The sequence below is a fragment of the Streptomyces sp. bgisy027 genome (genome assembly GCF_057710365.1).
The window spans coordinates 33278-55596 of sequence record NZ_JBYIVZ010000019.1 but is presented as its reverse complement, the minus strand read 5'-3'; the positions used below and the strand labels follow the sequence as shown (position 1 = coordinate 55596).

Annotated in this window: 20 protein-coding genes; 10 read left to right on the top strand and 10 right to left on the bottom strand. The window is 73.8% G+C overall.

The annotated features are described in order from the left end of the window. Window positions 1-82: 82 nt before the first annotated feature. Both AC3ETA_RS20825 and AC3ETA_RS20820 read left to right on the top strand, forming a co-directional pair. Window positions 83-1159 carry a sigma factor-like helix-turn-helix DNA-binding protein gene (locus AC3ETA_RS20825; protein ID WP_432194416.1) on the top strand — a complete coding sequence of 359 codons (1077 nt, stop codon included), beginning with the start codon at window positions 83-85 and terminating at the stop codon, window positions 1157-1159. Further along, a complete protein-coding gene (locus AC3ETA_RS20820) occupies window positions 1156-2880 on the top strand; it encodes a transglycosylase domain-containing protein (RefSeq protein ID WP_432194415.1) in 1725 nt (574 codons plus the stop codon). Before AC3ETA_RS20825 ends, AC3ETA_RS20820 begins: the two co-directional genes overlap by 4 nt. A gap of 299 nt (window positions 2881-3179) precedes the next feature. Here AC3ETA_RS20820 and AC3ETA_RS20815 read toward each other — a convergent pair whose 3' ends face one another. Then, window positions 3180-3506 (bottom strand): hypothetical protein, encoded by a 327-nt coding sequence (locus AC3ETA_RS20815; RefSeq protein WP_432194414.1) that lies wholly within the window; start codon window positions 3504-3506, stop codon window positions 3180-3182. A gap of 338 nt (window positions 3507-3844) precedes the next feature. Here AC3ETA_RS20815 and AC3ETA_RS20810 point away from each other — a divergent pair, with 338 nt between their 5' ends. The 6 genes from AC3ETA_RS20810 to AC3ETA_RS20785 all read left to right on the top strand — a co-directional run bounded on the left by AC3ETA_RS20810 (window position 3845) and on the right by AC3ETA_RS20785 (window position 8372). After that, on the top strand, window positions 3845-4024 hold the full coding sequence (locus tag AC3ETA_RS20810) for a hypothetical protein (protein ID WP_432194413.1): 180 nt from the start codon (window positions 3845-3847) through the stop codon (window positions 4022-4024). A 78-nt stretch (window positions 4025-4102) separates the two neighbouring features. Beyond that, the gene (locus AC3ETA_RS20805; RefSeq protein ID WP_432194412.1) at window positions 4103-5176 is read left to right on the top strand and encodes a Ppx/GppA family phosphatase; all 1074 of its coding nucleotides are present in this window, start codon (window positions 4103-4105) and stop codon (window positions 5174-5176) included. A 131-nt stretch (window positions 5177-5307) separates the two neighbouring features. Further along, window positions 5308-5628: a GYD domain-containing protein gene (locus AC3ETA_RS20800; RefSeq protein ID WP_393507448.1), complete on the top strand. Its 321-nt coding sequence runs from the start codon at window positions 5308-5310 to the stop codon at window positions 5626-5628. A gap of 131 nt (window positions 5629-5759) precedes the next feature. Then, window positions 5760-6329 (top strand): tellurite resistance TerB family protein, encoded by a 570-nt coding sequence (locus AC3ETA_RS20795; protein ID WP_432194514.1) that lies wholly within the window; start codon window positions 5760-5762, stop codon window positions 6327-6329. 271 nt (window positions 6330-6600) lie between these two features. Then, the gene (locus tag AC3ETA_RS20790) at window positions 6601-7275 is read left to right on the top strand and encodes an RNA polymerase sigma factor (RefSeq protein ID WP_432194411.1); all 675 of its coding nucleotides are present in this window, start codon (window positions 6601-6603) and stop codon (window positions 7273-7275) included. Next, a complete protein-coding gene (locus AC3ETA_RS20785; protein WP_432194410.1) occupies window positions 7272-8372 on the top strand; it encodes a CU044_5270 family protein in 1101 nt (366 codons plus the stop codon). Before AC3ETA_RS20790 ends, AC3ETA_RS20785 begins: the two co-directional genes overlap by 4 nt. Window positions 8373-8490: 118 nt before the next feature. On the opposite strand, the gene AC3ETA_RS20780 is transcribed toward AC3ETA_RS20785, so the two are convergent. Continuing rightward, window positions 8491-9444 (bottom strand): TetR/AcrR family transcriptional regulator, encoded by a 954-nt coding sequence (locus AC3ETA_RS20780; protein WP_432194409.1) that lies wholly within the window; start codon window positions 9442-9444, stop codon window positions 8491-8493. A gap of 122 nt (window positions 9445-9566) precedes the next feature. Between AC3ETA_RS20780 and AC3ETA_RS20775 the strand changes: the two genes are divergently transcribed. Beyond that, window positions 9567-11243 (top strand): MFS transporter, encoded by a 1677-nt coding sequence (locus AC3ETA_RS20775; protein ID WP_432194408.1) that lies wholly within the window; start codon window positions 9567-9569, stop codon window positions 11241-11243. Window positions 11244-11524: 281 nt separating this feature from the next. On the opposite strand, the gene AC3ETA_RS20770 is transcribed toward AC3ETA_RS20775, so the two are convergent. From AC3ETA_RS20770 to AC3ETA_RS20745, 6 genes are all read right to left on the bottom strand, one after another. After that, window positions 11525-12181 (bottom strand): TetR/AcrR family transcriptional regulator, encoded by a 657-nt coding sequence (locus AC3ETA_RS20770; protein WP_432194407.1) that lies wholly within the window; start codon window positions 12179-12181, stop codon window positions 11525-11527. Window positions 12182-12246: 65 nt separating this feature from the next. Further along, window positions 12247-13494: a sensor histidine kinase gene (locus AC3ETA_RS20765; protein WP_432194406.1), complete on the bottom strand. Its 1248-nt coding sequence runs from the start codon at window positions 13492-13494 to the stop codon at window positions 12247-12249. Window positions 13495-13605: 111 nt separating this feature from the next. Beyond that, window positions 13606-15810, bottom strand: a complete 2205-nt coding sequence (locus AC3ETA_RS20760) for an MMPL family transporter (protein WP_432194405.1) — start codon at window positions 15808-15810, stop codon at window positions 13606-13608. A 161-nt stretch (window positions 15811-15971) separates the two neighbouring features. After that, window positions 15972-17387, bottom strand: coding sequence for a vWA domain-containing protein (locus AC3ETA_RS20755; RefSeq protein WP_432194404.1), 1416 nt, complete (start codon window positions 17385-17387; stop codon window positions 15972-15974). Beyond that, complete coding sequence (locus AC3ETA_RS20750) at window positions 17384-18634, bottom strand: AAA family ATPase (protein ID WP_432194403.1); 1251 nt, start codon at window positions 18632-18634, stop codon at window positions 17384-17386. Before AC3ETA_RS20750 ends, AC3ETA_RS20755 begins: the two co-directional genes overlap by 4 nt. A 51-nt stretch (window positions 18635-18685) precedes the next feature. Further along, complete coding sequence (locus tag AC3ETA_RS20745) at window positions 18686-20122, bottom strand: hypothetical protein (RefSeq protein WP_432194402.1); 1437 nt, start codon at window positions 20120-20122, stop codon at window positions 18686-18688. Window positions 20123-20313: 191 nt separating this feature from the next. Here AC3ETA_RS20745 and AC3ETA_RS20740 point away from each other — a divergent pair, with 191 nt between their 5' ends. Then, window positions 20314-21252 (top strand): expansin EXLX1 family cellulose-binding protein, encoded by a 939-nt coding sequence (locus AC3ETA_RS20740; protein WP_432194401.1) that lies wholly within the window; start codon window positions 20314-20316, stop codon window positions 21250-21252. A 15-nt stretch (window positions 21253-21267) separates the two neighbouring features. Here AC3ETA_RS20740 and AC3ETA_RS20735 read toward each other — a convergent pair whose 3' ends face one another. Further along, window positions 21268-21798, bottom strand: coding sequence for a hypothetical protein (locus tag AC3ETA_RS20735; RefSeq protein WP_432194400.1), 531 nt, complete (start codon window positions 21796-21798; stop codon window positions 21268-21270). Then, window positions 21782-22273: an RNA polymerase sigma factor gene (locus tag AC3ETA_RS20730; protein ID WP_093746674.1), complete on the bottom strand. Its 492-nt coding sequence runs from the start codon at window positions 22271-22273 to the stop codon at window positions 21782-21784. Before AC3ETA_RS20730 ends, AC3ETA_RS20735 begins: the two co-directional genes overlap by 17 nt. Window positions 22274-22319 lie beyond the last annotated feature (46 nt).

Below are 22319 nucleotides of genomic sequence, written 5' to 3'. Positions count from 1 at the left end.
GAGCGGGAGGTTGCCCGTGCCGACCAGGCCGGACGCCGGTGCGTGCGGCCCCGACCGTGTTCCCGGACCGAAGGACCCCCACGTGCCCCCGACCCACGACGTGCTCCCCGCGGGCCATGACTTCGCCGCCTACGCCCGCACCCACTGGCCCCGGCTGGTGGTGACCGCGCGGCTGCTCACCGACGACCCCGCCGCGGCTCGGGAACTGGTGCGGAGAACGCTGGCGCGGATGAGCGCGTCGTGGCGCCGAGTACCGCGGGACGACGTGGACTTCCACGTCCGGCGCTGCCTGGTGCGGGGCCATCTGCGCCGGCTGCGCGGACGGCGGGCCGCGCGCCGGCGGGCCGTGCTGGTGCTGCGGTTCTGGGAGGGGCTGACGGACGCGGAGACCGCGCAGCTGCTGGGCTGCTCGGTGGGCGCGGTGCGGGCTCACGTCCGGCACGGGCTGCGGGCGTCCGGCGCCGACGCGGGACAGCTGCGCGAGGCGTACGCCCGCGCCGCCGCGGACGTCGTCGTGTCCGAGGTGCCGCTGTCGGAGGTCCGGGCGCGGGGCGGGGAGCTGCGGCGCCGCCGCGTCACCGTGGCCGCCCTCGCGTGCGCGGCGGTGTTCGTGCCCGCCGCCCTGTTCGCCGCCGACCGGATCGGCGCCGGCATGGAGCAGGACGGGGCGTACGGAGTGCGGGACGAGGGCGGGGCGGCCAGTCCGGTCCGGGTGGTGGCGCCGGGCGAGCGGGTGACCGCCGGTCCCGGCGTGCGGGTGTGGCTGACGGCCGACGGCGCGCACTGGGCGGTGCCCGTCCCCACCGTCGGCCCCGGCGGACAGGACGACACCGGCGTACCGCGCGACGAACCCGGCGTCTCGCTGCGGATGGACGGCGTCAGCGGCGGGTTCCTGCTGTCGGGCGTCTTCCACGGGCTGGACGGCGAACCGGACCGCATCGAGGTGAGAACCGGCGAGCGGAGGAGCACCGCGAAAGTCCTGGTGCTGGCGGGCAGTCCGGGGTGGGGCCTGTGGTACGCGAGCGCGCCCGTGTCCGACGACGACATGAAATCGGTCCTTTCCCTCGGCAAGGGCGGAAAGGACGAGCGGATCGTCACGGTGTACGACGCCTCCGGCCAGGTCGCCGCACGCTCGGCCCTTGAGTGGTGGCGGATATGAACGGGACGACGACGGCACCGCGGTCCCCGTCCGGTGGGCGGCACCGTGAGCGCACCCCGCTGCGGATCAGGTTCCGGCGCACCCGGGGCCGGCGGCTGCGCCGGCTGCTGTACGCCTTCCTCACCCTGGTCGCACTGCTGTGCGCGGCGGCCGTCGTGGCGTACCAGCTGACGACCATTCCCAGGCCGCACCCCGAGACCGTCACCCAGAGCACCGTGTTCCTCGACTCCGGCGGTGACTATCTGGGCCGGCGCGGGCCGGTCGACCGGCAGGACGTGCCGCTGTCCTCGGTGCCCCGGCATGTGCAGGAGGCGGTGATCGCCGCGGAGAACCGGTCCTTCCGGACCGACCGGGGGATCTCGCCGCGGGCCATCGCCCGGGCCGCGCTCGCCACGCTGACGGGCGGCGACCAGCAGGGCGGCTCCACCATCACCCAGCAGTACGTGAAGAACGCCCTGCTCAGCCCGGAGCGTTCGCTGACCCGCAAGGCCCGCGAGGCACTCATCGCGATCAAGCTGGACCGCACCCGCGGCAAGGACGAGATCCTCGAGGGCTATCTCAACACCGTGTACTTCGGGCGGGGCGCGGCCGGGATCCAGTCCGCCGCGCGCAACTACTTCGGCGTGGACGCGAAGGAACTGACCGTGGCGCAGGGCGCGGCGCTGGCGTCCATAGTCAACATCCCCTCGTACTACGAGAAGGCGGGCTCCGACGCGAAGGTCACCACCAAGCTGGCGGACCGCTGGGAGTGGGTGCTCGACGCGATGGCGTCGAGCGGCGCCATCACCGCGAAGCAGCGGGCCGAGGCGCGCTTCCCGGCGTTCCGGTTCTATCCGCCGGGCGAGACGGAGGGTCAGCGGCAGTATCTGATCGACGTCGCCGCCAAGGAGGCCGCCGACCGGCTCGGTATCACCGAGGACCAGCTCGCGAGCGGTGGCTACAGCGTGACGACCACCTTCGACCTGGCCCTCCAGGACCGCGCCACACAACTGGCGCAGGATGGTCCCGGCCGCGAGAAGGGTGTGCGGGTGCACACCGCCGTGGTGGGGATGGTGCCCGGCGACGGCGCGGTACGGCTGCTGTACGGGGGCTCGGACTACGCCCGCCAGCCGTTCAACGACGCGGTGAGCGGGGCGGTGGAGGGCGGCACGGCGCTGGAGCCGTTCGGCAGGGTGAAGGTGGGCGACCCGCTCGGCCGGCTGCTGCGCACGGCGGCGCCGACACCGCTCAACCTGGCCTCGGCGTACGCGACGGTCGCGGCGGACGGCCGGTACGCCGCCCCGTACACCGTCTCGCGCGTCACGCGGGAGGGCCGCACCGTCTACCGGGCCCGCCCCGAGGTGTCGCGGGTGCTGGACGAGAAGGAGGCGTTCCTGGCCGGCCTGCGGACGGGGGACGGGGCCACGCCGGTCGCCGTCGGCGCGAAACCGGGCGCCGGCTTGGTTCCGGCGGAGCCGGCGGTCTTCACCACCGGCGGCGCGGGCGGCGGCTCCACCCGGCGCACCGTGTGGACCACCGGCCACGACCCCCGGCTCGCCCTGACCGTCAGCCTGTTCGCCGACCGGGCCGGCCCCCGCAAGGGCACGACGGTCCCGGCCCGGCTGCCGAACGACCCACCACCGACGGAGTTCGCGGAGCGGGTGGCGACGGGCATCTGGGAGGCGGCGACGAAGGACGGCTCGGCGGAGGACGCACGGGACGGGGCGGCGAAGGGGGAGTGACCCGGAAGGGCATCCGGCGCAAGGAGAGTGACCCGGGAGGGCATCCGGCGCAAGCCGAGTCACCCAAGAGCGGCAGCGGCGGAGGGCGAGTGACTCGGGAAGGACATCCGGCGCAAGGAGAGTGACCCGGGAGGGCATCCGGCGGAGGGCGAGTCACCCAAGAGCGGCAGCGGCGGAGGGACGGTGACCCGGGAAGGGCAGCGGCGGTGAGAGAGCGCTCCGGGAACGGGACGGCGGCGGAGGGAGTGTGTCCCGGACAGGGCGCGCCCCCTCCGCTCCCCCTCCGCCCACCACCCGTGTCACGAGCCGGCGTTGGCCGCCACGGGTGCGGGGGCCGGGCTGCCGCCGCGGCCGGACCTGCGCGCCGCCGGGACCAGGCAGATCGCGAGCGCGCCGCCGAGTCCGGCCAGGGCGAAGGTGGTGAAGCCCCAGCTCTCGTTGCCGCTCGCGGCGAGCTCGCCGATCAGCCAGGGTCCGACGACGGCTCCGGTACGGCCGACTCCGGTGACCCAGCCGAGGCCCGCGGCCCGCTCGCTGTCGCGGTAGACGGTGTTGGTGGCGGCGTAGACCATCACCTGCGCGCTGAACAGCCAGACTCCGGTGACGGCGACGACGACGTAGGTCACGCCGAGCGGCAGGTGGGCCTTGAGCAGCAGGGCGCCGGCGGCGGTCAGGAGGAACCAGATCGCCGACGCACCTTTGCTCGCTAGGTGAAAATTCCTTCATAGGCGGCGGACCATGAGTCTCGGGTGGGGGCAGCCGGGTGTCAACGGTCCTGCACGGGTTGACATCTGCCGGACAGCCGACGGCCGTGACGGGCGCCGGGCGGGCTCGGGGCCGGCTCGGCGCCGGCGGGCGACCCGGCCTCTGATGTTTCACGGCCGTGGTCGCGGGGAACCCGGCCTCGCGTCCATCGGGAGCCGGGTCCGGCCCCCATTCGCACGGAGAGAGAAGTTGAAGCGCCGTGACCGCGCGCACCGCGAAAAGAGATGTCCTGCACGTGCCCGAGACGGGCTGGACGAAGGCGGCCCGTCATCGGCGCGGCAAGGCGATACGCACCTGCCTCGCGCCCGTCGAGGACCGCAGTTCCCCGCGCTCGGCCCCTTCCGGCACCGAGTGGAACATCGTCCGGGGTGAGGACTGAGGGCATCGAGGGACACCGCTCGGGCCCGGCGTGTTGTTGACGGTGCATCAGGCATGCCGTCCGGGGTACGCCGCACCCATGAGAATAAGTGTGCTGGACATCGGTTCCAACACGGTCAGACTGGCCGTGTGCGACGTCGGGGACGGGGTGCCGCTTCCGGTGCACACCGCGAAGTGGAAGCTCCGCCTGTCCGAACAGGTCGGCGCCGACGGCTCCCTCGGCGAAGAGGCCACGGACCATCTGGTCAAGGCGCTCCTCGCGGCCTGCGAGATGTCCCGGCAGTGGGACGCCCCCGAGCCGCTGGCGTTCGCGACCGCCGTGGTGCGCGACGCACCCGACCGGGCGGACGTCCTGGGAGCCGTCCACAGCCGTACCGGCCTGCGCCTGCGCGTCCTGCCGGGTGAGGCGGAGGCCCGGCTGACGTTCCTGGGCGCCCGGCGCTGGATGGGCTGGCGCTCCGGCCCGCTCGCCCTGTTCGACATCGGCGGCGGCACCCTCGAAGTCGCCTTCGGCCGGGGCCGGACGCCCGACTTCGCGGCCTCGCTGCCGCTCGGCGCCAACCGCCTCACCAACGAGTTCTTCGGCTCCGCGGACCCGCCCTCGCCGGCCGCCATGGTCGCCATGCGCCGCAAGGTGCGCCACCAGTTGCGGGACGTCTCCGCCCGGATCCGCTGGGAGCATCCGCACACCGCCGTCGCGACCTCACGGACGTTCCAGCAACTGGCGCGGCTGTGCGGCGCCGCTCCCGGCCGGCACGGTCCGTTCGTCGAACGCGCCCTGCGCCGGCAGGATCTGCGCCGGGCGATCGAGCAGCTGTCCGGGCTGACCGCCGACGAGCGGGCCGCGCTGCCCGGCATCTCCGGCCCGCGGTCCCGGCAGAGCCTGGCCGGCGCGATCATCGGCCATGCCGCGATGAAGCTGAGCGCCGTGAAGTCCCTGGTGATCTGCCCGTGGGCACTGCGCGAGGGCATCCTTCTGCGCTATCTGGAGGACGGCGCCGACTGGTGGGCCGACCTGGAACACCACGACGGCACACGAGCCCACCGGGACGGTATGCCGCCGGGCACGCGACGCTCGGCCCGGCTCTCGTCGACGACCGGCGGCACGACCAGGATCGCCGCGACGGCCACGGGGAACCGGTTACGCCCGTGACCTGGTGACGGGCGTCCTGGAAAGAGGTGCGGCTGCCAACGGGTGAACCTGCCGGGCCGGCGGTGGCGGCCGGGCCGGCAGCGGGAAGGCCCTTGCGCATACCGGACCAGCGACGGGCAGGGAGCGTCCCGATGCCGAAGTTCCTCATCCAGGCGACCTACACGTCCGAGGGCACCAAGGGGCTGCTCAAGGAGGGTGCCAGCGGCCGCCGCGCCGCCGTGGACCAGGTCGTCAGCGGCCTCGGCGGCAAGGTCGAGGCCATGTACTTCGCCTTCGGCCAGGACGACATCGTCATGATCGTCGACTTCCCCGACCCGGTGTCCATGGCCGCCGTCAGCCTCACCGTCAAGGCCAGCGGCGCCCTCCACACCCGGGCCACTCCCCTCCTCACCGTCGACGAGATCGACGAGGCGTCCCGCCGCCAGGTCGCGTTCCGCGCGCCGGGGTCCTAGCCGGCCGCCTCCTGCGCCTGAACGGCCTCGGGGCTCCGTGGAACTCCTGGGGCAGGGCGGACGTTGGCCGGATGACACGCGAAGCGCACGAGGACTACCGGAACGACCGGGCTGAAGCCGAGGTGGCACGGATGGCGATGTGGGATCGGATCAAGGACCAGGCCAAGGGGTTGCAGCAGCAGGCCCAGGGCGCACGGGGAACCGGTGGACACGGGCGGCCCGGGACGGGGTCCGGCGGACCCGGACGGTCCGGCGGGGGATCCAAGGCGCAGCTGGTCAGCGCGCTGAAGTCGCAGCTCACCTCGCTCAAGACGGAGCTCAAGAGCGGCGCCTACCGTGACGCCAGCATGGCGATGTGCGCCCTGGTCGCCGCCGCCGACGGGAACGTGGACCCGGCCGAGCGGCAGCACGTGGAGTCGCTGATCCTCAACAACGACGTCCTGCAGAACTTCCCGTCCGAGCAGCTGCGCCAGCGGTTCAACAAGCACGTCGACCAGATGTCGTTCAACTTCCAGCAGGGCAAGGCCGAGGCCCTGCAGGAGATCGCGAAGGCCGCGAAGAAGCCGGCGGAGGCCCGCGCGGTCGTACAGACCGGTTTCGTCGTGGCGGGCGCGGACGGCTACATCGCCCCGGCCGAGGAACAGGTCCTGCGCGAGGCGTGCTCGGTACTCGGGCTTTCCGCGCAGGAGTTCGGTCTCTGAGCGACAGTCAGGTCTCCGGCCCACGGTAGTGGGGCCAACGGCCGTGTCAGCCGACGTCCGCGATGCGCGGGCGGGGTGACGCGGCCGTCTTGGCGGGCTGGGGCCAAATGCGATACGTGAACACCGCCTTTCCGGCAACGGCGCTGCGCGCCGGGCCTGAGACCCGGTTCCGGAGCTCCAGATCGAACGCCCGGGGCGGCTATCACCCTGTGACCCAGATCACGGGAAGTCGGTCCATGGTTCCGGACAGCTCATTGAAGTGAGCACTCATATGCGAACCCGGGTACGGGCCGGGGAATCGAGCGCGTTCGCGGAGCTCTTCGACAGCTACGCCCGTGCGGTGTACAACCATGCCTTCCGGCTGACCGCCGACTGGTCCGTGGCCGAGGACGTGATGGCCGCGACCTTCCTGGAGGCATGGCGGCTGCGGGACCGGGTGGACGCCGAGGGCGGGTCGCTGCGGCCCTGGCTGCTGGGCATCGCCACCAACACGGCCCGCAACCAGTACCGCAGCAACCGGCGTTACCGGGCCGCCGCCACCGCCGCCGCGGCGGCCGAGCTGTCGGTGCCCGACCACGCCGACGAGGTCGCCGACCGGCTCGACGACCGGCACCGGCTGACGCTGGCCCTGTCCGCGCTGGCCAGGCTGCGCAGACCCGAACGCGAGGTCGTCACGCTCTGTCTGGGCGAGGGCCTGGACTACGAGGCCGCCGCGCTGGCGTTGGGCATCCCCGTCGGCACGGTGGCCTCCCGGCTGTCCCGGGCCCGCAAGAAGCTGCGCGCGCACGCAGAGGACGCAGAGGACGCAGAAGACACGGCGACCCGCCCCGTGGCCGGGACGCCGTACGGAAAAGTTCACGGAAATCGGGAAGGCGGCCGGCCCGCCCGACAGACAAGAGGTGATCACACGAACGTGATCCGGCCCGCACAGGAGGGACACCGATGAACGCGAACACGCCCCGGCCGCACCCGGCCGAGACCGACCGGAGCACCTCCGAACTGCTCTCGGGAACGGCGCGTGACCTGCCGTCGGGCCGCCACGAGTTCCACAAGGAGCGTCTGATGGCCCAGATCCACGACATGCAGCGCGCCGAGCGCACCGTGACGCCGGCACCCGCGCCGAAGCGCCGCCCGCGCCTCCCCCGCCCGGCGATCACGCTGCCCCTGACGGCGGTCGCCGTGGCCGCGGCGGTCGTCGCCGGGGTGTGGCAGTCCGGCAGTGGCGGCGTCAGGGACAGCGGCGTCGCCACCGGACCCGCACTCACGACGAAGATCGGCACGGCGACCACCAAGGGCATGCCCCAGCTGATCGACCGGATCTCGCTGGCGGCGGCCGACACCTCCCACCCGGAGGTCAAGCCGGGGCAGTTCATCTACATCGAGTCCAAGTCCGCCGACAGTTTCATCAAGACCGTCGGCGACAAGTCCAGCCTGGCCGGTCACCCGCTGCACACCCGTCAGGTGTGGGAGTCCGCCGACGGCACCGAGGGCTGGCTCATCGACCCCACGGTCAACGACAGCCCGGAGGGCGAGACCCTGAGCCTGCCCGACGAGCAGGGCAACACCCCCGAGGCGACGCTGAACGCCCCCTCGTACGACTACTTGGCCGCGCTGACCACCGACCCGGACGAGCTGCTCGCCAAGATCTACAAGGAGACCGAGGGGATGGGCAACACTCCCGACCAGCAGGCGTTCACCACCATCGGTGACCTGCTCATCGAGAGCTACCCGCCGGCGGAGCTGTACCCGGCGCTGTTCAAGGCCGCCGCGAAGATCCCCGGTGTGGTCGTGGTCGACGACGCGGTGGACGCCGCCGGACGGCACGGCATCGCGGTGGCCCGGCTCGACGAGACCAGCGGAGAACGCGAGGAGTGGATCTTCGACCGCAAGACCCATGTCTTCCTCGGTGAGCGCTCCGTCCAGGTCCGCAAGGGCACCGGCACGGACGCCCTGATCACCCCCGGCACGGTGCTGTTCACCAACGCGATCATGCAGCGGGCCGTCGTCGACGGGATGAAGCAGACCCCGTCGCAGTCGGGCTGACGCGCAACGCCCGCCTCTTCCCGCGAGGGCTCGTACTCGTGGTCGAAGTCGTGGTCGTAGGCGTGGTCGTCGTGTCCGTGCCGCGTCCGATGCGTGGGAGTTGCCCTCCTCGGGGTGGTCAGTGGTGTCGGGCCATCGGGAAGCGGCCCGGGGCGCGCAGGCGGCGCACCGTGGCGGTGGCGGTCGCACTGTCGACGCCGGCGGCGATCAGCGCGGAGGTCGCGGCGCCGGAACCGTCGTCGGCCCAGATCCCGGCGTTGACGGTGCCGAGGAGGGCGAGCAGGTGGGCCTCGATGGCGACGCTGAGCGGGCCGGGCGGGACGACCGCGTGGAAGACGCCCCGGCTCTGGCCCTCGGCGAGGATGCCGGCGACCGTCTCGCGGGCCGGGGCGAGGAGTTCCCTCAGTCGGTCCGGGCCCAGGTCCTGGGGGGCGAGGCCGATCAGCGTGCGATAGGCGTCACCGACCGGCCAGAGGGTGAGGACGAAGCGGGCCAGGGCACTCGCGGGGTCGTGGTCCGGGCCGGGGGTGGAACCCGAGCTGGGGGTGGCATCCGAGGCGGAGGTGGGACCCGAGTCGGCACCGAAACCCAAACCGGAGGTGGGAGCCGAGCCGGTGCCGAAACCCGAGCCCAAGGTGGACCCCGAGCCGGTGCCGAAACCCGAGCAGGGGGTGGACCCCGAGCCGGAGGTGGGACCCGAGCAGGGGGTGGACCCCGAGCCGGAGGTGGGACCCAGGACCGGGCCGGAGCCCGCGCCAAGGTCGGGATCCGAGCACGGACCGGAGCCCACCCCGGGACCGGAACCCGCCCCGGCATCGAGTGCGCTCAAGTCGGCCATCGCATGCCCGATCGCCCGCACCGCGTCCTCGGTCAGGCCCCTCACCAGTGCCGCGCGCCCCGCGAAGTGGGTGTACAGGGTGCGCCGCGCCACCCCGGCGGCCTCGGCGATGTCACCGAGGCTGCTGTCGGGGTTGCGGCCCAGTTCCCGCAGGGCCGCGTCCAGGATGCGGGCGCGCGTGGCACGCGTCCTGCGGCGCTGTCGTGCGGGTGGCCGGTCGGTCGGGCTGCTCACGGCGGCACCTCGGTGCGAGGGGAGGGGTTCAAGGGGGCTGACCGAGATATTTGCACATCGACGAGCAAGAAACTAGTCTGCTCATCGATGTGCAATTAACTCGCAGCTCCCTGGGAGTCCCCGTGCCCTTCCTTGCCAACACACCCGTCGAGAAGATGACCGGGCCGTACACCCGGCGCTGGTGGGCCCTGCTCGTGCTCTGCCTGAGCCTGCTGATCGTCGTCATGGCGAACACGTCACTGATCGTGGCCGCGCCGGACATGACCCAAGATCTGCACCTGAGCAGCAGCGACCTCCAGTGGGTCATCGACGGCTACACCGTCCCGTACGCCGCGCTGATGCTCGTGCTGGGCGCGATCGGCGACAAGTACAGCCGTCGCGGCGCGCTGGTCACCGGCCTGCTGATCTTCGCGAGCGGTTCGGTGATGGGCAGCCTCGTCGACGAGACCGCCCTGGTCATCACCGCCCGCGCGGTCATGGGCGTCGGCGCCGCCGTCGTCATGCCGGCCACCCTGTCGCTGCTGGTCGCGATCTTCCCGCGGGAGGAGCGCGCCAGGGCCATCACGGGCTGGACCGCCACCTCGGGCCTCGCCATCGCCGTGGGCCCGCTGGTCGCCGGCTGGCTCCTCGAGGACCACGCCTGGGGCTCGACGTTCCTGATCAACGTCCCCATCGCGGTCGTCGCCGCCGTCGGCGCGCTGGCGCTGGTGCCGCCGTCGAAGGCACCGGGCATGGGCCGGATCGACTACGTCGGCGGTCTGCTGTCCATCGTCTCCGTCGGCTCGCTGGTCTACGCGGCCATCGAGGGCCCGCACTTCGGCTGGGGCCCCGGCCCGATCGCCGCGGCCGTGGCAGCCGGTGTCGGCCTGCCGGCCTTCGTCGCCTGGGAGCTGCGCCACCCGCACCCCATGCTGGACGTGCGCAAGTTCGCCCAGCGGCCGTTCGGCGGTTCGATGCTCGCGGTGCTGTTCTTCTTCTTCGGCACCTTCGGCGCGCTCTACTACGCCACCCAGTACCTCCAGTTCGTGCTCGACTACGACGCGCTGGAGACCGGCGTACGGCTGCTGCCGCTGGCCGGTGCCGTGTTCGTCGGCGCCGCGGTGACCGGGCGGCTGACGCCGAAGCTCGGTGTGAAGGCCATGGTCGCCACCGGCATGCTGATCGGCACGGCGGGCGTCCTGCTGCTCGCCCGGATCGAGTCGGGCTCGACGTACACCGACTTCCTGGCGTCGCTGCTCATGCTGGGCTTCGCGATCGGTCTGAGCGTGTCCCCGGCCACCGACACGATCATGGGTTCCTTCCCCGAGTCCGAGCTGGGCGTCGGCGGTGGCGCCAACGACACCTCGCTGGAGCTGGGCGGCGCCCTCGGCATCGCGATCCTCGGCTCGCTGCTGGGCACCGCCTACCGCGACAAGCTCACGGACCTGATCGGTGGACAGCTCCCGCACACCGCGCTGGAGGCGGCCAGGGACTCGGTGGGCGGCGGGCTCGCGGTGGCCCAGGAGGTCGCGCAGAACCCGGCGGGCGGGGCCCAGCAGGCCCAGGCCCTGGTCGACGCCGTCCACGAGGCCTTCGCGCACAGCGTCGCGCAGACCAGCCTGATCGGCGGGATCATCATGGCCGCCGGCACGCTGATCGTCCTCGCGGTCCTGCCGGGCCGCCGGGCGGCGCGGCCGGAGCGGGCCGCGGCCGGCACGACCGATGAGTCCGGGCGGTCGCGGGAGTCAGAAGCATCGGAGGTGGCACAGAAGTCGACGGAGCCGACCGAGCCGCAGGAGGCCCGCTCGGGCACCGCCTGAGCGACAGCCACCCCGGAACGGGCCGTGCCTAGAGCGGCGCACGGCCCCCGGACGGTGCCGGGAGGGGACGCCCGGCACCGTCCTACTTCCCGTCCTACTTCCCGTCCTTCTTTCCGTCCTTCTTCCCGTCCTTCTTCCCGTCCGGCCCCGCTCGCCCTGCGGCCCCGCACATCCGGCCGCCTCGGAACGCGCCGGCCGGGAAGGGACGCGCCCAGCGCCGAGCCCCAGCTGCCCCGGCCCACTCGCCCTCCCGCCCCGCTCAGTCGTCGGCAGCGCCCCGCTCAGTCGTCGGCCCCGCCCCGCTGCGCCTCGGAGGCCGGCGCGACCGCCTCGACCACCGACCTCGCCCGCTCCTCCGGCACACCGGTCGCGATCAGCAGGGCGACGGCGACCCGTGTCCCGTCGTCCTGAAGCAGTCCGTCGTTGACCGACTCCAGCAGCGCGACCGTCATCGCCTCCAGGCCGCCGCTCATCGCCTCGGCCGGCAGATGTGTGTGGAAGACGCCCTCGCGCTGCCCGCGCTCCAGGATCGCCGTGGCCGTCGCACGCGCCGGGGCCAGCACCTCGGCCACCCGCTGCACGCCCAGGTCGCGCCTGGCCAGCGCCAGCAGCAGCCGGTAGCGGTCGCCGACCGGCCACAGCGAGAACACGAACCCGGCGAACGCCCGCTCGGCCGGTTCGGTCTCCGCGAACGCGGTCCCCTCCGTCAGCGCGCTGCGCAACGCCTCGGACGCCTCGTCCGCGAGGGCTTCGAGCAGCGCCTCGCGCCCCGGGAAGTGACCGAACAGGGTGCGCCGTACGACACCCGCGGCCCGCGCCAGCTCCTCCAGCGTGGCGTCCGGGTTGCGGCCGAGCTCCTGGCGGGCCGTGGCCAGGATGCGCTCCCGGTTGGCCCGCGCATTGCGCCGCAACGGCTCGCGGGCGACGGGCTTGGTCACGGGAACCTCGATGGATCGGATGCGGACGGGGGTACGCGGATTCTCGCACGCGGGGTCCGCGCCGCTCAGGCGGTCGCCTCCCGCTGCCCGGCGCCGTGCGGCTGCAACGGCAGGGCGGTGGTGACCTCGAAGCCCCCCTCGGGACGGGGGCCCGCGCTGAGTTCACCGCCGATGGACTGGGCGCGTTCGCGCATGCCCATGACGCCGAAGCCGTGCCTGTCCGCCGTCCCGGTCAGCAGGACGCGGGTGGTGGCGGGGCCGTCGTTGGTGACCGTGATCTCCAGGCGGGAGCCGGAGTAGGCGAGCCGTACGCAGGCGGCTTCCGTGGTGGCGTGCTTGGTGACGTTGGTGAGGGCCTCCTGCACGATGCGGAACGCGGTCAGGTCCACGCCGGGGGACAGCGGCTGGGGCTCTCCCTCGGTGGCGACGGTGACGGTGACGCCCGCGGACGCGCAGGCCGACACCAGCTCGGGCAGCCGGGCCAGTCCGGGCGACGGTTCGAGGGGCGCGGAGTCCGCCTCCCCGTTCTGCCGCAGCAGCCCCAGCGTGGCCTTCAGCTCGCGCAGCGCGGAGGAGGTGGTGCCGGTGAGGTCGGTGAGGATCTTCTGCGTCTGCTCCGGGTCGGTGAGCGCGAGGTGCGCGGCCGTGCCGGCCTGGGCGTTGGCCAGGGCCATGTGGTGGGCGACGACGTCGTGCAGCTCACGGGCGATGCGCATGCGCTCCTCGGTGACCCGCAGCCGGGCCTCCTCCTCGCGGGTGCGTTCGGCGTGCTCGGCGCGGGCCTGCACCGCCCTGAGGTAGGCGCGGCGCAGCCCGGTCATGTTGCCGACGGCCAGCGGCAGCAGCAGCCAGAAGACCGGGCCGATCGTCCTGAGCAGCAGCGACACATGCTCCATGGAGTCGGAGATCGCCGCCGCGACGATCACCGCCACCAAGGTGGCGATGCCGTAGGCGCGGGTGGTCCTGCGGTCGGTCAGGACGGCCAGCCAGTAGAGCGCCGCCATGACGGGGGCGAGCAGCAAGGGGGTGAGCAGGTACCCGAAGGCCACCACGATCGCGGCGCAGACCGCGGACACGACGACCGCGAGACGCGGGTGGCTGCGGTGCTTCAGCAGGGCGAGGCAGGCGACGCCCATCAGGCAGGAGGCCGTCCCGTCCTGGTCCGGCGGATCGGCGCCGGGCAGGGTGAGCATCGCGCCGAGGGTGGCGCAGCCCATGAGCGCCGCGACCAGGGCCAGGTCGACGACGAAGGGGTGCCGGCCCGCGAACTCGTCGAGGCGGTCCGCGTAGCGCCGCTCCGGGGTGGTGGTCATCGTGCTCTCCGGTCGGTGGGCTGGGTCCATGGTGTCCGCCCCTGCCGGGAACGGCCGACGGGACCGCCCGTGTCCTTCGTCACGGACGGTCCCCGGGGGCGGACGGGCGGATCAGGTGCGCGCCACTTCCAGGTCGGCCGGTGCGGGATCCGGTGCCGCGGAGCGGCCGCCGAGCGCCTCGCCCTCCACGTCGACGCGGGGCAGGACCCGGTCCAGCCACTTCGGCAGCCACCACGCCTTGTCGCCGAGCAGGGCGAGCACGGCGGGCACGATCGCCATCCGGACCACGAACGCGTCGAGCAGGACGGCGGAGGCGAGCCCGAACCCGATCATCTTGATCATCGAGTCGCTCTCCCCGATGAACCCGGCGAACACCGCGATCATGATCAGGGCGGCGGCCACGACCACACGGGCGCTGTGCCGGAAGCCGGACGTGACGGCCTCGGTGGCGGACTCGCCGTGGACGTACGCCTCCCGCATCCGCGAGACGAGGAAGACCTCGTAGTCCATGGCGAGCCCGAAGACGATGCCCACCAGGAAGATCGGCATCAGGCTCATGATCGGCCCGGTCTGCTCCACGCCCAGCAGCTCGGCGCCGTGTCCCTGCTGGAAGACCACGACGACCGCGCCGAGCGAGGCCAGCACCGACAGCAGGAAGCCGGCGGCCGCCTTCAGCGGGACGAGCAGCGACCGGAAGACCACCAGCAGCAGCACGACCGCGAGGCCGACCACGACGACCAGGTACGGCACCAGCGCGGCCTGCACCTTGTCGGCGATGTCGATGTTCATCGCGGTGGTGCCGGTGACCTCGAAGGTCGCCCCGGTCTCGGCTTCCGTCGCCGGGCGCTCACCCCGGATGGTGGTCACCAGGTCCTTGGTCCTCTCGTCGGTCGGCGCGGTGGACGGCACCACGGAGAAGACGGCGGTGTCCCCGGCCTCGTTGAAGCGGGCGGGAGAGACGGACACGACACCCTCGGTGCCGGCGATCTTCTCGGAGACGGTGGTGACGGCGCCCTTGGCGTCGCTGTCGCCCTTGGCGTCCACGACGACGGTCAGCGGCCCGTTGAAGCCCGGCCCGAACGCGTCGGCGAGCGCGTCGTAGGCCCGCCGCTCGGTGGTGGACGTCGCCTTGGCCTCGTCGCCGGGCATGCCCAGCTGGAGCTGGGTCATCGGTACGGCGAGCGCGCCGAGGCCCACGACGCCGAGCAGCAGCACCGGTACGGGCCGGCGCAGCACGAACCGCGCCCAGCGGGTGCCGCCGTTGCTGTCGGCGGTCTCCTCGATACGGCCCTTTCTGCGGGCCCGCCTCGGGAGCACGGCGTTGGGCCAGAAGCCGAGGACCGCGGGGACCAGCGTGAGCGCGATGAACACGGCGACGACGACGGCGCCCGCCGCGGCCAGCCCCATCTTGGTGAGCATCGGGATGCCGACGACCGACAGTCCGGCGAGCGCGATGACGACGGTGAGTCCGGCGAAGACGACCGCGGAACCGGCCGTACCGGCGGCGAGTCCGGCGGCCTCCTGGGGAGCGCGGCCCTTGGCGCGCTCCTCGCGGTAGCGCGAGACGACGAACAGGGCGTAGTCGATGCCGACGGCGAGGCCCAGCATCATCGCGAGGGTGCCGGTCGTGGTGGACAGGCCGAGCGCCTCGGCCAGGACGAGGATCGTGGCCATGCTGACGCCGACGCCGACGACGGCGGTCAGCAGCGGCAGCCCGGCGGCGGCCAGCGAACCGAACGTGACGAGCAGGACCACGGCGGCGATCGCCATGCCGATCGCCTCGGCGGCCCCGCCCGCGCCGCCGCCGTCGTCCATGGCGCTGCCGCCGGCCTCGACGGTCAGTCCGCTGTCGCGGGCGTCGTCGAGGGCCTTCTCCAGATGGGTGCGGCCGGCGTCGGTGAGGTCGGCGGAGGCGACCTTGTAGGTGACGGTCGCGTACGCGGTGGTGCCGTCCCGGCTCACGGCCTTCGCCCGGAACGGGTCGACGACGGACGCCACTTGCGAGCCGTCGCCCAGTTCGGCCACGGCCTCCTCGACGGCCTTCTTGTTGTCGGCAGCGGTGACCTTCTCGCCGCCCGGCGCGACGAAGACGACCCGCGCGGTCGCGCTGTCGGCCGTCGCCCCCGGGAAGCGCTCCTCCATCAGGTCGAACGCCTTCTGGGACTCGATCCCCGGCATGGAGAATCCCTCGTCGGCGGCGGCCGGGGCCTTCAGCGCGCCCAGGCCGACGGCGGCCAGGACGGCCGCCCAGACCAGGGCGACGTACCAGCGCCGCCGGAAGGCCAGACGGCCCAGTCGATACAGGAAAGTAGCCACGGCAAGGGGTCTCCACATCTGGGACTCGAACGTGTGCCCAGGCTCTCGGGGAGGGGGGTGCCGTGTCGTCGTGCGGCTGCCGACAATCGCCGGTACTGAGAATGCAGTACGGGCGGGGTGCGGGTCCGCCGGGAGTACGAGCGCCCGATGGGACCCAGGTCTCACCTGCCCGTGGCGCCCGCCCCGATCTCGACCACCCGCGCCCAGGCCGGCGGGGTGTCCGGCGCGTACTCGGGGGCGTCCTCGTCGCGCGTGCGGCCGCGGGAGCGCGGGAAGCGGGGGAAGAGCCCCACGACCGTCCGGCACGGCGGCCGGGTGCTCGGCCACGGGGTCTGACCGTCCGTCAGAGCGACGACGACCTCCGGCCGGGGCCGGGCCCGCAGCGCCGTCGCGAAGCCCTCGCGCAGATCCGTGCCGCCGCCCCCGACCAGCGGAATCCCCTCGGCGCGGCACACCCGGTGCACGCCCCCGGCCGCCGCGTCGCACGACACCACGCTGACCAGGTCGGGGCGCCCGCCCACGGCACGGGAGATCGCGGCGACCTCCAGCAGCGCGCTGCCCAGTTCGGCGTCGCTGACCGAGGCGGAGGTGTCGATGACGACGCAGACGTGCGGCGGCCTTCGCCGCAGGCTCGGCAGCACGGCGCCGGGCACGGAGGCGGAACGGCGCGAGAGCCGGCCGTAGGTGTAGTCTTCGCCCGCGCCGGGCCCGGAGGCGGCCGACCGTACGGCCGCGCCGAGCAACTCGCGCCAGGGCTGCGGCGGATGGAACGCCTCCTCCGCCCACCGCTGCCAGCTGTCGGGGACGCTGCCCGGGCGGCCGGTGATGCCCTGCGCCACCCGGAACCGGACGGCGTCCCGTTCCTGGGAGCTCAGCCCGTGCGCGCCGTCCGGCCCGAGGTCCCACACCCGTTCCAGGCCGTCGGCGCCGCTGCCGCAGTCGAGCCAGGCCAGGTCCTGCATCCGCGGGCCCAGCCGGAACTGACGCAGATAGTCCTCCATCAGCTCGCCGTCGCGCAGCATCAGGCTCGCCGGGTCGACGGCGCCCTCGGGGCGGGCCAGCCCGTCGCCGTACACGTCGTCGTTGATCTCGCAGTCCGCGGCGATGTTCATCCGCAGCCGCTCCCCCGGCCCGGTCAGCCCGCGCTCGCGTGCCACCCGGTCGCTGCGCGTGTGATGGTCGCGCAGCAGATGCGACACCTCGTGCACCCACACCCCGGCCAGCTCCTCGACCGGCGTCCGCGCCACGAACGCCGGCGACACGTAGCACCGCCACTGCCGGTCGACCGCCATCGTCGGCACCGACCTCGACTCGACGACGTGCAGCGCGAAGAGAGCGGTCGCCAGATAGGGCCGCACCCGCGCGGCATGCAACCGGGCGGAGAAGAGCTTGTCCCGATCGAGGGACGTGACTCCGCCGGGGCCGGGGGACAAGGTCCGCTCGCGTCCCGGGCGCCCGGACCGGTCGCGGGCGGGGTCGGGAAGCCCGTCACCGGCACGGGCCGAGGGGCTGCCACGGTCGGGACCGGGCGACGTGCCGGGGGCGGGCGGGGAGGGCCGCTCGTGGTCGGGGGTCATCGGTGGGCCTTCTGCTTCTCCGTGATCGCCGTTGTCCGGGCCGCCGCCCGGTCCGCTCGGCGGGACAGGGTCACCACGCCGGAGAGGCGTTCGATCGTCGTCGGGACGTCCCAGTCCTCCTGGCGCAGGGAGGCGAGGGTGCTCGCGGGGACGACGACCAGGTCCGGGGCACCCGTCTCCAGGGCGCGGACCAGCAGGGCCCAGGCCGCGTCCCAGCGGGACCTGTCGGGCCGGGACCGTACCGCCTCCACCACCGCGTCCAGCGCGGCCTGCCGCAGATCCCCGCGCTCGGGCAGCTCGGCACCCGCGGTGTCGGCCAGCAGCAGTTCCGGGTCGGGCAGGTCCATCCGGTCCACGCACGCCAGCAGTTCCAGTCCCGGCCCGTCGCCCACGGTGCCCCGCACCAGCATCGACAGCACCTCCCGCGAGGACCCGGCGGCGGTGGCGAAGGCGACCAGGGACTGGGTCATCTCCCAGCTGCGCGGCGACGGCCAGGCACCGCCCCGGCGCGCCTCCCCGCTCGGCAGCCGGTGCACGAGCGCCGGCCGCCCGGACAGCAGCCCGCGCACCGCGCGCCGCGCGAAGTCCACGGCCCCGGCCAGCTTTTCCGGGTCGAGCCGCGGCAGGGTCGCCCGTGGCCAGGTCCCGCCGAGTCCGCGTACGACGACCTCGTGGTCGTGGGCCCATTGCAGATGCACGAACCGGTTGGCCAGCGGCGCGCTCAGCTCCCAGCCGTCGGCGGCCGAGGAGCGCGGGTTGGCGGCGGCCACGATCCGCACCCCGGGCGGCAGCCGCAGCGCGCCGACCCTGCGCTCCAGCACCAGCCGCAGCAGCGCGGCCTGCACGGCGGGCGGCGCGGTCGACAGCTCGTCCAGGAACAGCAGTCCCCGCCCGGCCCGCACCAGCCGTACGGCCCAGTCCGGCGGGGCCATCGGCACGCCCTGCTCGGCGGGGTCGTCCCCGACGACGGGCAGCCCGGAGAAGTCGGACGGTTCGTGGACGCTGGCGATCACCGTGGTCAGCGGCAGGTCGAGTTCGGCGGCGAGCTGGGTGAGCGCGGCCGTCTTGCCGATACCCGGCTCGCCCCAGAGCAGGACGGGCAGATCGGCGGCCACGGCCAGCGTGAGGGCTTCGAGCCGGGGGTCGGGACGGGGTTCGGTCGTGGTGTCCCGAAGGAGCGCCAACAGGTCGGCGGCCACGTCGAGTTGGGAGGTGGAGGGCGAGGAGGGCAGGGTGGAAGCAGGCATGTGTCATCACCGTGGGTCTGTGCGGAGTGGGCAGAGGATCGGTCGCGCGGGTCAGGAGAAGGTCGCGTGCCGCGGGCGGGCGCGGTGGGCGCCGGAGCGTCGGGGGACGCGTTCGTCGTAGCGGACGGGTCCCGGCCGGGGGCCGGCCAGCCCGGCCCGGAAGAGCCCGTGGGCGACCCGGCGCCGCGCGATCGCCTCCAGCTCGTCCCGCAGTGCCCCGGCCCGCAGCACCGCGTCCGGCCCCAACAGCCCCTCGACGACGGCCAACGCCCCGGCGATGTCGCCGTGCCAGAGGCGTTCGCGGACGTCGGGCAGGCACTCGGGACGGCGGTGTGCGTCGTCGATGGCCTGGAGACAGGGCAGCGGGGTGCCGGTGAGCGCGGCGAGGAGTTCCTCGCGCCGGATCTCGTCGGGCGCGTGGTCGAGGGGCGCGAGCACCCCGTCGACCAGCCCGATCCGATGCCGGTCGCCCCGGCACGTCACGTACCGCGCCGATCCGTGCCCCTCGGCGGACCGGGCGTCTCCCGCCCCGGAACGCTCCGGTACGAGCGCGGAGGCGACCAGCGGATGCAGCCGGCCGGCGTCGATCGCACCGGCCCGCAGCAGCTCCAGGTCGGGCAGGACCCAGGTCGCGGCGTCGGGCAGCACGGGCAGCGAGGGCGACGCGCAGGCCCGGCGCCCGGCGCACTCCACGATCCGCGGCCCGCCCGCTCCGTCCCCGTCCCCGTGTCCGTCCCCGTCCCCGTCCCCGGCGGGCACCTCCAGCAGGACCCGGTGCCGGTCCCCCAGCCGCACGACCACGGCACCGCGGGAGCGTCCCTCGGCACGCAGCAGCAGCGACGCCTCGTCGGCCCACCGGTCGACGGCACAGAGGAACCCGTACGGCACGCCGTCGCCCGGCAGGTCGGAACCCGCCCCGGCCCCGGCACGGATCCGCAGCTCACCGGCGCGGCCGGCGTCCCAGAGATGCCGGTGCAGATCGAGCCGGAACCGCCGGCTGGGCCGGGGATGCGGGTGGGGAGGGGCAGGTCCGTCCGGCGGGGCCGCTCCGCCGCGCCCGTGTCCCCCGTCCCACAGCGCCAGGCTGATCCGCTGGCCGGCGTCCGCCCACGCGGGCGGAGTCCGCACCACGAGTTGCAGCGGCTGCCGGCGCCCGCGTCCCGTGCCGCCGTAACGGGCGAGCGCGAGCGTCACCCCCGGGCGCAGCAGTCCGTCCGGGGCGATGCGGGGCATGTGCCAGCGCAGCAGGTCGGGGGCCAGGGCGCGCAGGTCCTCGCGGACCCGGGCGGCGGCCTCCCGCCCGTGGTCACGGACCAGGGAGCGCAGATTGAGATCGACGTCGACACCCGCGGCGGCACAGGCCCCCGCCCAGTCCCCGGCGAGCCGGCGGGCGGTCGCGGTCTCGATCATGGAGGCCGGCACGGCGAACTCGCGCACGCGCGGCCAGAAGGAAACCCGGGGTTCCCCGTTCGCGTTCGGAGTGCCCATCAGCACTCACCTTGCGCGGACGGGACCCCCGATCTGTCAGCAGAATGAGTCGTCATCGCGGCGAGCGTAACTCCCGGCTCGCGGACGGCGCGAGGGAATTTCCGCGTACCCCGGAACGCGCGGCAACCTTTCCGCCCTCGGCGACCACTGACACATGGCCAGCTCTCACCGAATCGCGTAAGGACCCACCCGTGGCATCCAGTCCCCGTTCCCGTCCCCATCGCCGGTCCCCGGACAAGCGGCGCACGGCCCTCGTCTCCGCCGCCGTCGTGGCGGCCGTCGCCGTGGCCGTGGCCCTGGTCGTGGCCCTGCGCCCCGACGGTGAGACCAAGGTGGTCGCGTCGACGGCCGAGCCGGCCGCCGCGACCGCCCGCTCGGCCACCCCGCCCTCGACACCCGCCCCGAAGCCGAAGCCCACGCCCGAGCCGACGTCCACACCGAAGAAGCCGGCGCCGAAGCCCACCAAGGCGTCCCCCACCGCCACCCCTCGACCCGCCTCGGCCTCCGCCCCGTTGGCGGGGCGGATACGCCCCGGCGTCGACCACAAGGGAACCGCCACCTTCTACGACACCGGTGACGGCGACGGGGCCTGCCTGTTCGGCCCGACCGACGACGTCATGACCGCGGCGATGAACACCACGGACTACGAGACCTCCAAGGCCTGTGGGGCGTACGTCCGGGTCCGGGCGGCGAGCGGTGCCACCGTCACGGTCCGGATCACCAACGAGTGCCCCCTGCCCTGCGCCCCCGGCCAACTCGACCTCAGCGCCCAGGCCTTCGCCAGGCTGGCCGCGCCCGTCACGGGACAGATCCCGATCACCTGGCGGCTGCTGAGCCCGGATGTCTCCGAGAAGATCTCGGTCCGCTACAAGACCGGCTCCAGCCGCTACTGGTGCGAGATCCAGGCGGTGGGCCACCGCAACCCCCTGGCCCGCCTGGAGGTGCGCACGGCCGGCGGCTGGCAGCGGCTGACGCGCACCGAGTACAACTACTTCCTGTCCGGGCAGGGCGCGGGCTGCGGGGCGGCGATCCGGCTCACGGACATCTACGGCGAGACGCTGACGGTCGACGGGCTCGCGATACGTCCCGACGTGGCGCAGCCGACCGGGGTCCAGTTCGCGGCGCACTGACCCGCCGCCACCTGACTACCCGGCGGACGGTGTCGCCTCGTCGCCGGTCCTGCGCGTCGGTTCCGTAGACGGCCGGGGCGTGGGGGTCGGCGTCGCGTCCGGCGTCCGGGAACCCACAGCCTGTGGATTGCGGGTGGGCTCCGAGGTCGGTGTCCCGGGCCGCGCGGTCGGCGTCGGGGACGCCGTCCGGCCCGGGGGCGGGGTGCGGGTCGCGGACGCCGAGGGACGCGGGGTGGTGGGCGAGGGGGAGGGCGGTGTCGTGCGGTCGCTCGTGGACGGGGGCGCGAGCGGGGGCGCGGGGTCGGCCGGCCCGTCGGAGCGGCCCGTGGTGAACGGCAGCGCGACCAGCAGCGCCACGGCGCAGGTCACGCCCACCCCGGTCGCCGTACGCAGCAGGCGCCGGCGGGACGCCTTGCGGCGCAGCGTCTCGTAGTGGCCGGAGGGCGGGGCGAGGTGGTCAGCCGGCGGGCGGAGGATGACCGCGAGGGGATCGTCGGGGCCGAACTCCGGGCCGTCCACGTCGTCCTCGTCAAAGCGTGTGGTCAAGGCTTCTCCTCAGGTGGACGCGGAGCAGTTCGCGGGCCGCGTGCAGATCGGCCTTGACGGTCCCTTCCTTGCGTCCGGTCAGCACGGACACCTCCCGGATCGGCATGTCAGCGTAGTAGTGGAGGAGGATCGGGGTGCGGAGCCGTTCGGGGAGGGACTGGACCAGCAGACGCACCGACGGGTCCGTCTGTTCCGTGTGCGCGTTGACGGCCGCCTCCGTCGTGGCCCGCCGCATCGCCCTGCGCTCGCGCTCCAGTTTGCGCCAGTGGTCCCGGACGAGGTTCGCGGCGGTGACGTAGAGGAAGCCGCGCGGTTCCTCCACCCGGTTCCAGCGGGCCCACAGCCTGGTGAAGGCCTCGGAGGCGATCTCGTGCGCCGTCTCGTCGTCGTCGACGAGACGGCGGCACCAGCCGGCCAGGCGCGGGTACAGGGCAGCGAACAGCTCGGACGCTGCCCTGTCTCGGGACCGTTTCAACGCACTCCATGATCGGGACGGCGGAACGACGTTCGCGGGGCCGGCT

Coding starts and splice junctions, on each gene's coding strand:
- AC3ETA_RS20820 (WP_432194415.1), top strand. CDS start 1,156: ATGAACGGGACGACGACGGCACCGCGGTCCCCGTCCGGTGGGCGGCAC.
- AC3ETA_RS20805 (WP_432194412.1), top strand. CDS start 4,103: ATGAGAATAAGTGTGCTGGACATCGGTTCCAACACGGTCAGACTGGCC.
- AC3ETA_RS20800 (WP_393507448.1), top strand. CDS start 5,308: ATGCCGAAGTTCCTCATCCAGGCGACCTACACGTCCGAGGGCACCAAG.
- AC3ETA_RS20795 (WP_432194514.1), top strand. CDS start 5,760: ATGGCGATGTGGGATCGGATCAAGGACCAGGCCAAGGGGTTGCAGCAG.
- AC3ETA_RS20790 (WP_432194411.1), top strand. CDS start 6,601: ATGCGAACCCGGGTACGGGCCGGGGAATCGAGCGCGTTCGCGGAGCTC.
- AC3ETA_RS20785 (WP_432194410.1), top strand. CDS start 7,272: ATGAACGCGAACACGCCCCGGCCGCACCCGGCCGAGACCGACCGGAGC.
- AC3ETA_RS20765 (WP_432194406.1), bottom strand. CDS start 13,494: ATGACCACCACCCCGGAGCGGCGCTACGCGGACCGCCTCGACGAGTTC.
- AC3ETA_RS20755 (WP_432194404.1), bottom strand. CDS start 17,387: ATGACCCCCGACCACGAGCGGCCCTCCCCGCCCGCCCCCGGCACGTCG.
- AC3ETA_RS20750 (WP_432194403.1), bottom strand. CDS start 18,634: ATGCCTGCTTCCACCCTGCCCTCCTCGCCCTCCACCTCCCAACTCGAC.
- AC3ETA_RS20745 (WP_432194402.1), bottom strand. CDS start 20,122: ATGGGCACTCCGAACGCGAACGGGGAACCCCGGGTTTCCTTCTGGCCG.